Below are 12,183 nucleotides of genomic sequence, written 5' to 3'. Positions count from 1 at the left end.
TTTTCGAGCGGGGAAGGGGACCTCGGTGCGGTCAGACCAGGGTCATCGCAGTGAGGGCGAGGTCGTCGAGGTCGTCGGCGCGGTCGGGGTCACCGATGGTCTGGGAGTAGCTGGTGACCGCGTTGGCGATCCCGGCGGCGGTGAGCTGCCCGCCGGCGATGAAGTGCGACAAGATCCCGGTGCGTTCGTCTTCGGTGAAGCCGAGTTTCTTGCTCATCACCTCGAGGGTGCGTTCGGGCTGGGTGACCGGGGTGGCGGCGTGGCGTTCGAGTTCGGCCACGCGGGTGTTCAGGAACTCCGGGGACATCCACTCGGTGACCTTGTCGCGGGTCTCGGCGGTGATGACCGCGAGGCGTTTGCGCTGGGTGTCCCGGGACCAGGCGCGAGTGCCGCCGATTTCGAGGCGGTCCCCGACGTGGCGTTTGGTGAACGCGAACAGCGGCAGGGTGAGCCCGTTGCCGCAGATCTGGACCATCAGTTCCGGTTTCAGCGTGACCGCGTGGTGGCCGATCTCGGAGTTGGAGAACCGCAGCCCGGCGAACACGACCGGCTCCGAACCGGGCCGGTAGCCGCGGCCTTCGCGGGCTGCCAGGCGTCGTCCGGTTTCGATCTGCCCGGCGGCGCGGCGGCGTTCGGCTTCCAGTTCCGGGTTGGCGAACGGGGTCCGGTAGTTCTCGAGCAGCGTCGGGGCGAGGGCGCGGATCTTGGGGGAGTACACCTTGCAGTGCATGGAGGATTCCGACAGATCACACGAGCGCACCGTCACGTCGGTGTCGGCGAGGCGGATGCCGTCGAGGACGGCGGTGAGCACGTCGAGGTTGTCGATGATGCCGTAGCGGTCCGAGAGCACCGCCCGCAACACCCCCGGCTGGTCGGGGTGGCTGGAGGTGAACAACCGCAGCAGGAACGAGCGCTCGTCGGGGCCGCCGGGCAGGCGCGGGTCCTGCGGGCCGTGGAGCAAGCCGTTGATGTTGGCGTCGTAGAGATCGGTGCGTTCGATCTCGCGCAACGCTTTCAGGTAGCCGGCGGGGATCTTCAACTTCGACCCCAGATGCGCATCCGCGGCACCAGTCGGCCGATACAGGCCATCGACCGGGGTGACACCGCGCTCGTCGAACACCGGCTCCACCCCCGACAACTGCAACAACCCGTCGCAGGCCCGCAATGCTGATGCGGGGGCCAGGACATCGAGTTTGGCGGCCTGCTGATCGTTGAGCAGACCCACCAGGTCTCCCAACTCGGCGTGACGCACACAGGAGGCGATCGACATATCAGCGCATTCCTTTCTCGGACAGTCGGATACGACGCGACACCCACCGATGCGGCGGGTGTCGCGTGTGGGAGGGGCGCAAGGGGCGCAAGTTCGTTCGGTGCAGGGGTCGCGGGCCTGCTCAGGCGCTGGACAGCCGGGCAGTGCCCGACACCCACAAGGCGAGGGGGCCGACGAAGTGTTCGGGTCCCCAGTAGGGTGCGTGCAGCGCGGCCAGATGCGCGCTCGGCCATTCGGGGTCGTCGGGGGTGATCAACCGGCCCCCGCCCGCGTAGTGCACGACCAACTCGGCAGCGGCGCGGTCGGGATTCGCGCGGGCGAGCACTCTCGGGTCCATCTCGGCCCCGGCCTCACCGGTGGCCAGCGCGGTCGCCGCGTCCTCGACACCGAGGCGTTCGATCAACTGCCACACCGTTTTCGATGGTCCACGCGCGGCCCGTGACAGCAGCGCCCACGCCAGCCGCCGCGGCTCACCTACCGCCCCGAACGGGCAGTGATCAGTGCCGTTCATGAGGAAATCCCCTCTCCTGGTAGTGAATTGGCCCCTCGGATTCAGCGCACCGTTCACACGACGCCCCGACCGGGCCGGGAAGGGGTGTTATTCGCCGAAGGCGGTGATGGGGCGCCCCGAGCGCCAGTTGGTCCAGGCGTCGGCGATGTTGGGGCGTGAGCCGCCCGCGGCCACGAGCACGGCGTAGGCGTGGGCGAAATCGACGGCGTCACCGGAGGCGATACCCGCCGCGTCACACCAGCCGCGCACATAGCCCAGCGCCTCGGCGCACAGCCACCACGCCGTCCGGTTCCGCAACGCCGCGTCGCACTCCTGGAAACCGGGTACCCGCTCGATTGGCGCCGGGGAGGGAGCGAGGTTCGCGGTGAGGTCACCGCTCACCCGCCACGCTACCCACGCACCTGCCAAACCCGGCACGAAAACGCCTTCGCCGGTGAGGGATTCGGTGACACGGTCGGCGTAGGCGGACGCGAACGCCGTAGCGGTGGCGGCTTCGGGGGTGGATGGGTGCTGGATATGCAGCACACCCCACACGAAGCCCTCGGCACGCGCGCGAGCGATATCGATCCGGGCGCGGATTTCGGTGTCGGTGGCGGGCGGGTCAGCGGGTAGGGGTGTGGACATGAGGCGATGACTCCTTCGAACGAACGACAGCGCCGCCCAGTGACGGATGGGGCGCCGTTTTGGCCGGTCTAACAGGGGACTTCGAGACACCCGCGCACCGGCACGGTGACCACGGACTCACCGACCCCGCATTCGGTAGTCGCCCAGGCGTCCGGCGCGGTGCGGGTAATTCGAGGAGCCCTATGGTGTGCCGAAACCGCGCAGATGCAGGGCTTCGACGATGTCGTGGGTGCTGGGACGGTCGGCGCCGCGGCGGGTGATCCGGCCGACCCGAAGCGCCGCCTCGAGCGGAGCGGCCTCGGTTCGCGACAACGGAAAGTGTTGGCGCAGTAGCGGTGCGGGGACGCGGGCGTTGGTGGTGTGGCTGTGTTCGCGCCAGCGGGCCGCTGCCGCCGCGCGGGCGCGGGTGACTCGGTGGCGGACCCTCGGCGCTGGTTTCGCGGGAGTCATCCAGGTCCCGCCCGGACTGGGAACCGTGCCCCCGGGTGTGCGGGCGGGGTCAGGACGCGGGCAGGTAGGCGCGGGCCTCGACCAGGACACGGACCTGGTTGTGTACTTCCTCGGGCCAGCACACCGGGCCGGTGACCGCGAACTCGGTCACCGGGAGCTCGACCGGGTCACCGTGCACGCGCCCGATCGGGCGGCGTTGCGCGCGCAGGCGCACCATGCCCGGTTCGGTGATGGGTTCGGGTGGGGTGGCGAACCAGTGGGGTGGATGCGCCCACGCCGCGTGGTATTCGATGCCGTCGATCCTCCAGGACCAGTGCTCGGCCTGCGGGCCGCGGTGGTGGTCGAGTTTCGTCTTGCCACCTCGGCGTTTCGGGCGCGGTGGAAGGCTGTTCGCGTTGAGGTCGGCGAAGATGTCGGGGAACCGTTCGTGGGCGTGGGCCTGGGTCATGTGCGCGGTGATCTCGTGGAAGCGCACCGGGTGATCGGTGGTGATCTCCCGATGACCGGTCATCTTCGCGGTGGTGGTGTGGAACGCCAGCCGCGACAGCGAAAGATTCACCACCGACACCGATTTCGGATTCACTTTCGTGATCTGACGCCATGTCGTCCCGCCGACACGCACGAAATCCCCGACCGTGAAATCGTCCCGACCCCAGCCCGGGGTCAAGCCTTCGTCGATCTGGGACTGTCGGACCTGCTTCCAGTAGCCGATATCTCGCTCGCGCTGGGTCATCCGGTCCAGCACCCGCTCCCGGTACTCACCGGTCGCCGGCCCAGTGGTGTCGGTGTGATACACCTTGCCGTCGCTGTCGAGGAAGCGGCGGGTGTGACCGCCGAGGATGCGTTGGTCCCCACGCTGTTCGGCTTCGAGCGTGTCGATCCGATTGGCCACCGTCCGCGGGGAATACCGCTGCTCGGTGGTGTGGGCTGCGGTCTCGGCGCGGTGATGGGCGCGGGTGGCGTCGCGGTCGGCTTCGACCGAGTGCCCCCACGCCTTCCACGCGGTGTCGATGGCGCGGCGATGCCTGGGTTCGGAATGGTGTCCGATCTTGATCGGCTCTCCGCCCGGGGGCAAGGCGTTGTGGGCTCGCTGATGCGCGGCTTCTGCGGCGGCGGCTCTCGCGTCCTTGCGGGATGCCTTGTCCCGCAACGCCTCGACCCTATCGGACTGCCGGTTCGCGCGGTCGGCCTCGGCGTCCTCGGTCGCGTGCACGGTGCGGTCGATGTCCACCTCGACGGTGTATCCGGCCTCGCGCAGCTTTTTCGCGGCGTAGTCGATGTGGTACTGCTTGGGCTCGCGATCGCGGGAGGACACCACGATCCAACACCCCAGACTCCGCGCCCACCGCCAATGCCCGACCGCCTCGCGCACCGCGCACATGACCTCGTAGGTGCCGTCATCACGGGCGGTGCCGGTCAACAGGGTGCCTTCCTCGGCGGTATGAGAAATCGTGACCACCGACATCACCACCACCTCCTTCCAAGAGATATCGACATGCGCAGATGTGCATGTAATGGGGTTGTTTCATCCGTCCGGGTTCTGTGGCTGCGCGGGATCAGTCGCGGTGAGGTGAGGGTTCGGGCAGCTGGTAGTCGTGGGGGCCGGTCCGGGTTAGTTCGTCGCGGGTGAAGTCGTCGACGGGGTCGCCGATCCATACCGCGGTCAGGCCCGGGGTGGTGATGTCGCCGCGCAACCACAGCTCGAGGGTGTGGCCGATCTCGAACAACCTGCCCGTCGCACGGTCCTCGACACACAGCCGCGCGGCATCACCGCAGCACACGCGGATCAGCGACAACCTGGTCGCCTCCTCGATCGCGGCGAACAGCGCGCCGATCCGCTCGGAGGCCACCGAGACCAGCGGCGCCGGGCCGAGGCGGGCGGTGAACGCGTCCGGATCGGTGAACGCCCGCAACTCGGCGGTGAGTTCACGGCGGCGTCCGGTGATGACGGCGAACACCACATCCCCGAGCGACTCACCGATACTGGAGCGTCGGATCGCGGTGCACACCGCGGCGAGTTCGGTGCGGGTGAGGCTGCCGCCGACCATCGCCAGCAGATCCGCCACCGAGATCACCGCCGCCCCGCCCGGAGCACACACGTGCGCGGACTCGACAGCCGTGACCGACGGCCGCGGCGCGGCATCGGTGTCGTCCTCGCATCCACCGATCTCCAGGTAGGCGCCGGTGAGGGGGTCGTCGTCGCGGACCTCCACCAGGGTGAGGCCCCCCTCGTCGATACCGACGAAACCGCGGGTGTCCAAACCCGACACCCAGGTACACAGTTCCTGGACAGAGATCATGAGATTCGTTCCTTTGCTGTTGTCGGAGAAGGGTTTTCGTGGATCCCAGCCGTGTTGCTCGGCAGCGCCGACCCAGCCGGGCCATAGCCACCGGCGCGACCAGAGGTTTCTCTGTCACCGATGGTCGGGCAACCTCACGGCGGTGTCCGCCCCTTCAGTGGCGTCGGGAGGTGACCGGTGGTCAGGTGCAGTGACAGGCAACGAACTGGTCGTGGTCCCGGCAACAGAGGTGGCGCTGGAGGATGTGGGCGCGTTGTCAGTTCGATACACCGATGGTGTGCCCGAATTGGTGCTCACCGGTGGGCGCGTCGTCCCGACGCTTCTCCCGGTCACCGATGGGGCCGGGAACCTGCTTGCCACGTACACGGCTGGCGCTGCTGAACCGGCAACGCCGATCCCGATAGTCGCGGCACGTAATGGCCTCTACACGGCCGACATGACAGTCATATTCGACGCTGTCCCACGAGCAACCCTGTAGCGGCGTCTTTTGGGTCGGACTGGCTAGCTGATAGGCGGGGCCTATCAGCTGGCCGGACTCTTGCAACACCAGCTGTGAGCACCCGCCCCTCGACATCCGCCGAGCGTCACGGTGTGGCATGGTCACGCCCGACTGAATTACGCGCGGCCAGGGCCTCGACCAAGGTCCTTGGCGAGGCGGCACGGCGAGCACAGGCTTGCCAGGTTGGCCCAGGCGTACCGGTTGCCACCGGCCGACACGAGCGTGATGTGTCAACCTCGACGGCGAGGCTTCGGCATGATGCGGAAGGCCGCTGTATCGTCGTCGGTTTTTCGAGATTGTGGCTGGGCTCGTGTCACGGGCTGGCGGGGTCCACCTGGTCCCACCACCATGCGATGGAGGGAATAGGGGGCGGTTCGGTGCTGGGGTCTAGAGGGGTGGTGGTGCGGGGGCAGTCTTTGCCGGGCGAGTCGGGGAACAGGTAGCGAATGCATGTGGCGCCGAAGTCGATGTTGCCGACGATCAAGAGGTCGAGGATGTGGAAGTAGGTGCGCAGTTGGGGGCTGGCCTGGCGAAGCAGTTGGTCGCGCAGCCTCAAGTACAGCGTGAGGCAGCGATCTCGGAGGGCGACGCTGCCGTGGAGGGCTTGACGAAAGGTGTAGTGGGGGTTGTCATTGCGGATGACGGTGAAGATGTCGGTGGAGTCCTCCTCCTCCCTGACGGCTTTGAGGTGGGAGTAGCGGTCGTTGTCCAGCACGGCGACGGTCATGGCGGCTTCGGAGGCGGCGATGACGGCGGGATGGTCGCGTTGCTGGGCGGACAGTTCGAGGTCGTGGCACATCTCGCCCATCGCGATGGCTTGGGCCGCCCCGGCAGAGGTCAAGCGCAGCGTCAGGTAGGTGTTGAGATCGATGGGCTGGCGGAGTTCTTGGAGGGAACGCTCCCAGATGAAACCCGCCATCCATTCGCGGAAGCTGGCGGTGAAGCGCTGCCTGTGCACGGGGCTGGCCCAGCGGTGCACGTCGCTGATCATCGAGGCGAATGCGGCGTCCAGAGGATGGTTCCCGAGGAGCCGGGCTGCGGGATTCGCGGTGCTGCGCACGAACGCGGACAGGGCGGGGACCACATCACAGGTCCGTTTTCCCAGACGACCGTTCTCGACCATGTCGTCGAGAATGAACGCCCACGCTGAATAGTTGCAGAGGTCCTGGAGTCGTGATGGTGGCGCGTCGGGATAGAAGCAGAGGGTCATCGCGACGCCGGTAAGCACCGACCTGTGGAGGTAGCCGGGGTCTTCGGCCAGACCAAACCTGGATACCCACGCTGCGGTGGCGGCGATGAACTCACCCGGGTCGGGGTACGGCAGGGGCTGGATCGGACAGAAGATGGGTGGCGCGTCTGGCGCGTAGGCGTCGGCGGTCATCGTTGTCCTCCACAATTCGGCTGTTTTCCGGGTCGATCGTCGCGAGTCGCCGGATCGGAAAGATGCAGACGGCAAGTCGACCGGGATCCGACCCCACCCTTCCATCATCGCCCAACCAAACATCCTGTGGCACAACCAAACTGGATGATATCCTCTAGGAACCTCGAATACCGGCAGAACGACTGCGAAGTCCGCAAGCCCATCGTCCGTGTCATCGCCGATCACCTGCGCTCGGACGCCGAATACAGCTGGTCTGCAAGTAACTTCGATTTCCGCACTGCGGGTCGCGGTGCCGGTGTGGTCGACCGGGTCGTTTCGAAAGTGTTCGCAGGAGTCACGATCAGTGAATGCCGTCCACCGAAACCCCGTGCTGGCCTACACATCCCACCACCAGGCGATGGCGGGCAGCGGCAGCGGGTCCGGGTTAGGGTCACTCGGGGTGTCAGACCATGGGAAGTCCGCGCTGAGGCTGTCGGGGGAGAAGTAGCGGGCAGCGATTGAGCCGAAGACGAGGTTGCCGGCGACTAGCGCATCCAAGACCATGAAATAGCGGCGCAGCTCGGCGCTGCCGTCGCTGAGGAGTCGCGCGCGTAGGGCCAGGTAGCGGGAGAAGCACCGATCGCGGACCGCGACGCCGGCGGCCAGCGTTTCGGGGAAGGGCAGCGCGGGGTTCTCGCGTTGGATCATGGTGAAGATGTCGGGGCTGCCTTCGTCCAGGTGCACGGATTTGGCGAAGGAGAACCGGTCGTTATCCAACGAGGCTGTCAGGATTGCCGCCTCGCAGGAGGCGCGGACTGAGGGCCGGTCGCGCTCCTGGCTCGGAAGTTCCAGGCCGAGTGCGACTTCGCCGAGGGCTGCGCCGTTTTCGCCGCCGACGGCTCCGGCGCGCAGCCGCAGGTAGGCGTCGAGGTCCGCTGGGTATCCGAGGCTGCGCTGCGATACCTCGGTCAGATTGCCGAACATCCATTGCCGGAAAGAGTCGCTCAAGCGCCGCATCAGGGTCGGGCTCGTATGCCGCGCGAGGCAGGTGATGAGGTCGCGTCCAGCGTCGAGAATAGGGTCCTGGCCCCAGGGTTGGCTTGTGGGCACCTCGACTATCCGGGTCAGCCGGGTCAGCAGTTGGGTGAGGTCGGGTAGCCGTTCGGTGTATGGCGGGGTCTCGCAGATGTCGTCGAGGTAGAAGCCCCACGCGCCGTATCGGCAGAGGTACTCGAGCACCTCTGGACGGGCGTAGTGATAGGCGCACACTGTGAAGCCGGTTCCGGCGGTGGCCAGCACCGTGGCGTGCTTGTCGTCGCGGGCGAAGCCAAGTTTCCGGACCCACGTCACGGTGCTGTCGATCAGGTCATCCACTTGGCGCACCGACGGTCTCGCCAGGGGGCAGAAGATGGCGGGCGATCCTGGTGCATAGGCGTTCATCTCGGTTGGCATGTGCGGCGGACCGTCCTCTTCCGTGGTCAGATCGCGCGTGAGGTCGCGGCTGCGGCGAATTGATGCAGTACTGCGACGGCGGCCGGGTGCAGCTGGTCGGTGTGTAATGCCTGCGCCGCCGATTCGCATCGCGTCGCGATCAGCTGTTCGACAGTCGCGACGGCACCGGTGGCGGTCAGGATCGCACGGATCTGATCGCATTGATCTTCGGTCAGGTCCGGTTTGCCGAGTAGTTGGTGCAGGACGCGGCTTTGGGTGGGTGTGGCCCGCTGTAGCGCGGTGGCGATCAGGACGGTGTGTTTGGCCGAGCGGAGATCATCGTCGACGGACTTGCCGGTCTGGTGGGGGTTGCCGAATACGCCCAGCAGGTCGTCGCGGAGCTGGAACGCTTCGCCGAGCGGCACGGCGTAGTCCGACAGCGCTCGAAGTTGTTGTGCAGTGCCGCCAGCGAGGTTGGCTCCCAGGTGCAGAGGGCGTTCGATCGTGTATTTGGCGGTCTTGTAGCGGATGATCCGCCACGCGGTGTCCAGATCAGGGGTGCGGCGACCAGCGGCGCTGAGGTCCAGGTATTGGCCGATGAGCGTTTCGGTACGCAGCGCATCCCACGTTGGTTGCATGCGGGCGAGCTGCTCGGTCGTAGGGCTCGGCGGTCCTACCAGTAGATCGTAGGACCAGCCCAGGGCCAGGTCGCCGAGCAGAATCGCAGCATTGACACCCAGCTCGGCAGGGTTGGAATGGTCGCCGTGACGAGCGGCCAGGGCATGGTGGGCAGTGGGCCTGCCTCGGCGGGTGTCGGAATGATCCATGACATCGTCGTGGATCAGCGCGAAACAGTGGAACAACTCCAGCGAAGCAGCGACCCGGTACACGATGTCGGACGGTGGACCGCCGTCGACGGCGGTCCATCCGGTGACGCACATGAGCGGACGAAAGCGCTTACCGCCAGCCGCAAGTAGGCTGCGCAACTGGTCACTGAAATAGGTCAGCTCGAAGGCGGGTGACTGGTGATCCTTGTCGTCCAGGAATCGGGTGAGCACCGCGTCCACGAGGATGGCCACCTCGGTCGGGTTCACAGCAGGGGGCTGATCATCGACCAATGGGTTCCACCAGGCTTGCCAGCATGTGGAACCCGCCCTTCGCGCGATTGTCAGAGATCAAACGCAGGTTATCAGCCAGTTTGGTTGTGCCGCAGCATATTTGGATAGGCGCTGACAGGAGCAGGCTGCACACCGTCATTGTGGGTGCGGTCGGTCCGGATCGGTCCGTTATCGCCGCCGCTGTCCGCACCGGCCGACGACAGAAATCCGTGCTCGGTTGCGTTCTCTCGCGTTCGCAAACCGATCGGTGCTTGGACACTGCGTCGGGAAGGGGCGGGCACGCCGCACATTGGGGTGCGGTTACGCGGTGGGTTGTGCGGAGTGGGAGGGATCGGGGCGAGGAATCGGGAGGTTCAGGGCAAAACAGTCTTCTGTTCTTGTTCGGGTGATCTTGATGGCTGGTGCTGGCCGCGTCTCTACAGTCATTCATGTCAGCTGTCGGACCAGAGAGGGGCTGCGGAGAGATGGTGGACTGGGATTCGACGCGTGAGGAGCGGATGGATCGGCTACGCGGGCTGGTGGAGGGGTCATCAGCCTCGAAGCGGGTGCAGCACGCTGGGCCGGGCAATTTCTTGATGGGAGTCGCGTTACACGCCGCGGCTCGCGCGGACCGCGCGATGGAGCTGTCGGATATCGAACGCCTGCTGGTGGAGGCGCTGGACCAGCTGCTGCCCGCCGACGAGATCGCCGAGGCGGGCCAGATCTTCACCCAGGCACAGGCGCGCGGTGCGACGTCGCTGTTCCCGTCGAAGGTGGCGGCGATGTCGGTGGACACCTCCTACACCGGCGCGGACCTGCTGGCCGACCTGCCCGCGCTGGGTGCGCAGGTCCTCACCCAACCCAACTGCAGCGTCGTCGACGTCGCCGACCTCGACGCAGGTGGTGAGATCGACAGTCCCGAGTTCCTCGAGGCGATGAAGGAATACGGTGCGGGGTTGACCGTGATCACCGGCGAGTCGAAAGAGCCGTCGGCCAGCGCGACCCCGGTGCGGTTCGGTGTGAAGCTGAAGTGGTTCAAATGTGTGAGCGACACCGGGGATTCGTTCTTCGGGCCTCGCGACGAGATCTACTGGATGACCGGCGCGGGCGCCGACAGCCATCACCAGACCACCTACGCCTCACCCGAGTTCGGCAGCATCGTTTCCGGTAGCGAACGCACATTCCCCGGCAACGCGATGCTGTTCCGCGGCGACGTCACCGGGATCATGACCGCCGATATCGAGTGCTGGGAGAAGGACCGTGGCGACTTCTGGAACTCCATCCGCGACGCCTTGGCCGACGTAGCGAACTACTGCGCCGATGCCTGTGTCAGCATCAAGGACAACGCCGACCCTCAGGAAGGCGACGAAGCTGCCGCGCTGGCCGCGCTGATCGCGGTCATCGCCGGGCTGATGGGAGCGCTGCTGGACTGGCTGCTGGGCAAGGACGACCTCATCCAGCAGCGCAACATCGCGTTCAAGCGCGCCTACCTGGAACGTCTGCGTACCTCCGAGGACTGGTTCAGCTTCATCGGGGAAGGGGCCTACTACAAGCTGTACCTGAAAGTCGGCGCCCCGAAGAAGATCTCCTCCGGGTGGCCCGGCCTGGGGGGCACCAACTTCGTCACCGATATCACCGGAACCAATGTCCCTGGTAACAACGCCGATGTGTTTCTGTTCAAGGGTGACCAAGCCCTGCGATACGACACCCGGGCGGACCGGATCACCTGGGGCCCTAAGAAGATCTCTCACAGCTGGACCGGTCTGGGAAATACCGACTTCGCCGCCGGCGTCGACGCCGGCACACTCAAGCCCGGAAGCAGCTCGGAGGTGTTCCTGTTCAGGGGCGCAAACTACGTCAGGTATTACATCCCTGACGAAAAGATCATGTCCGGTCCCAGAACGATTTCCGGTGGCTGGCCCGGGCTGCAAGGCACCGGTTTCGCCGCCGGTAATTTCGACGCCGCCACCGCCAGGCCGGGCAGCAGCAGCGACGTCTACCTGTTCAAGGGCGACCAGTACGTCAGATACAACGTCTCGACCGAGAAGATCGCCGCCGGACCGAGGAAGATCTCCGACGGCTGGCCCGGCCTGCGCGACACCATCTTCGCCGTCGGCGGTTTCAGCGGCGCCACCGTCGTCCCCGGCAGCAGCAGCGACGTCTACATCTTCAAAGGCGACCAGTACGTCAGATACAACACCTCGGTGGAGTCCATCGTCAGCTGACGATCCAGGACTCTCACGCTCGATCGTTCTTCGACATATACCGCGGTTCTATGCCGCGGTCGCGCCGCGTATTCCAAACTGGACTGTTGGGACCGGGATGGTGAGTGCATCCCGGTCCCAACTCATGCGAAGGTCCTCGGCGGTGACCCACGCCGGAACCTGTCGAGAAACGTTCGGTTCTTGAACACCTGGCCCGGGTGCGCGGGGCTCGTTGAGTGGCCGCGTCAGGCGGCGTCGAGAAACGCGTGGGAAGCCGCGTGTGTCCGACAACTTGCATTGACCGATTTTCGGACGGATACCGCCCGTGGCGACACACGGTAATGCCGGGTAGGCCGGGCGCATTGCTGCGCCCGGCCCCCCTCAGAACCGGACGTGCACGATTTCCATGCATCCGGCTCAAGCAAGCCCATGGCGGG

11 protein-coding genes are annotated in these 12,183 nt (G+C 66.2%); 2 read left to right on the top strand and 9 right to left on the bottom strand.

From position 1 onward, the window contains the following. Positions 1-31 precede the first annotated feature (31 nt). The 6 genes from ACIBJI_RS23545 to ACIBJI_RS23520 all read right to left on the bottom strand — a co-directional run bounded on the left by ACIBJI_RS23545 (position 32) and on the right by ACIBJI_RS23520 (position 5,155). Positions 32-1,270, bottom strand: a complete 1,239-nt coding sequence (locus ACIBJI_RS23545; protein ID WP_397085696.1) for a hypothetical protein — start codon at positions 1,268-1,270, stop codon at positions 32-34. Positions 1,271-1,391: 121 nt separating this feature from the next. Next, positions 1,392-1,781, bottom strand: coding sequence for a hypothetical protein (locus ACIBJI_RS23540; protein ID WP_397085694.1), 390 nt, complete (start codon positions 1,779-1,781; stop codon positions 1,392-1,394). 87 nt (positions 1,782-1,868) lie between these two features. Further along, positions 1,869-2,405, bottom strand: coding sequence for a hypothetical protein (locus tag ACIBJI_RS23535; protein ID WP_397085692.1), 537 nt, complete (start codon positions 2,403-2,405; stop codon positions 1,869-1,871). A 180-nt stretch (positions 2,406-2,585) separates the two neighbouring features. Next, positions 2,586-2,855 carry a hypothetical protein gene (locus ACIBJI_RS23530; RefSeq protein ID WP_397085690.1) on the bottom strand — a complete coding sequence of 90 codons (270 nt, stop codon included), beginning with the start codon at positions 2,853-2,855 and terminating at the stop codon, positions 2,586-2,588. A gap of 49 nt (positions 2,856-2,904) precedes the next feature. Beyond that, the gene (locus ACIBJI_RS23525) at positions 2,905-4,320 is read right to left on the bottom strand and encodes a DUF3560 domain-containing protein (protein WP_397085688.1); all 1,416 of its coding nucleotides are present in this window, start codon (positions 4,318-4,320) and stop codon (positions 2,905-2,907) included. A 91-nt stretch (positions 4,321-4,411) separates the two neighbouring features. Continuing rightward, complete coding sequence (locus ACIBJI_RS23520) at positions 4,412-5,155, bottom strand: hypothetical protein (RefSeq protein WP_397085686.1); 744 nt, start codon at positions 5,153-5,155, stop codon at positions 4,412-4,414. A 190-nt stretch (positions 5,156-5,345) separates the two neighbouring features. Here ACIBJI_RS23520 and ACIBJI_RS23515 point away from each other — a divergent pair, with 190 nt between their 5' ends. After that, positions 5,346-5,633, top strand: coding sequence for a hypothetical protein (locus ACIBJI_RS23515; protein ID WP_397085684.1), 288 nt, complete (start codon positions 5,346-5,348; stop codon positions 5,631-5,633). A gap of 334 nt (positions 5,634-5,967) precedes the next feature. Here ACIBJI_RS23515 and ACIBJI_RS23510 read toward each other — a convergent pair whose 3' ends face one another. The 3 genes from ACIBJI_RS23510 to ACIBJI_RS23500 all read right to left on the bottom strand — a co-directional run bounded on the left by ACIBJI_RS23510 (position 5,968) and on the right by ACIBJI_RS23500 (position 9,539). Further along, on the bottom strand, positions 5,968-7,035 hold the full coding sequence (locus tag ACIBJI_RS23510; protein WP_397085682.1) for a terpene synthase family protein: 1,068 nt from the start codon (positions 7,033-7,035) through the stop codon (positions 5,968-5,970). Positions 7,036-7,410: 375 nt separating this feature from the next. Next, positions 7,411-8,388 carry a hypothetical protein gene (locus ACIBJI_RS23505; RefSeq protein ID WP_397085680.1) on the bottom strand — a complete coding sequence of 326 codons (978 nt, stop codon included), beginning with the start codon at positions 8,386-8,388 and terminating at the stop codon, positions 7,411-7,413. Positions 8,389-8,492: 104 nt separating this feature from the next. Continuing rightward, a complete protein-coding gene (locus tag ACIBJI_RS23500; RefSeq protein WP_397085678.1) occupies positions 8,493-9,539 on the bottom strand; it encodes a polyprenyl synthetase family protein in 1,047 nt (348 codons plus the stop codon). A gap of 488 nt (positions 9,540-10,027) precedes the next feature. Between ACIBJI_RS23500 and ACIBJI_RS23495 the strand changes: the two genes are divergently transcribed. Then, positions 10,028-11,767, top strand: a complete 1,740-nt coding sequence (locus ACIBJI_RS23495; protein ID WP_397085676.1) for a hemopexin repeat-containing protein — start codon at positions 10,028-10,030, stop codon at positions 11,765-11,767. The last annotated feature ends 416 nt before the right edge of the window (positions 11,768-12,183 follow it).

Source organism: Nocardia sp. NPDC050408, assembly GCF_044458905.1.
Taxonomy (GTDB): domain Bacteria; phylum Actinomycetota; class Actinomycetes; order Mycobacteriales; family Mycobacteriaceae; genus Nocardia.
Note: the sequence above shows the minus strand (reverse complement) of the source record. Positions and strands in the feature narration are given on the sequence as shown.

Coding starts and splice junctions, on each gene's coding strand:
- ACIBJI_RS23545 (WP_397085696.1), bottom strand. CDS start 1,270: ATGTCGATCGCCTCCTGTGTGCGTCACGCCGAGTTGGGAGACCTGGTG.
- ACIBJI_RS23510 (WP_397085682.1), bottom strand. CDS start 7,035: ATGACCGCCGACGCCTACGCGCCAGACGCGCCACCCATCTTCTGTCCG.
- ACIBJI_RS23535 (WP_397085692.1), bottom strand. CDS start 2,405: ATGTCCACACCCCTACCCGCTGACCCGCCCGCCACCGACACCGAAATC.
- ACIBJI_RS23525 (WP_397085688.1), bottom strand. CDS start 4,320: ATGTCGGTGGTCACGATTTCTCATACCGCCGAGGAAGGCACCCTGTTG.
- ACIBJI_RS23495 (WP_397085676.1), top strand. CDS start 10,028: ATGGTGGACTGGGATTCGACGCGTGAGGAGCGGATGGATCGGCTACGC.
- ACIBJI_RS23540 (WP_397085694.1), bottom strand. CDS start 1,781: ATGAACGGCACTGATCACTGCCCGTTCGGGGCGGTAGGTGAGCCGCGG.
- ACIBJI_RS23520 (WP_397085686.1), bottom strand. CDS start 5,155: ATGATCTCTGTCCAGGAACTGTGTACCTGGGTGTCGGGTTTGGACACC.
- ACIBJI_RS23530 (WP_397085690.1), bottom strand. CDS start 2,855: ATGACTCCCGCGAAACCAGCGCCGAGGGTCCGCCACCGAGTCACCCGC.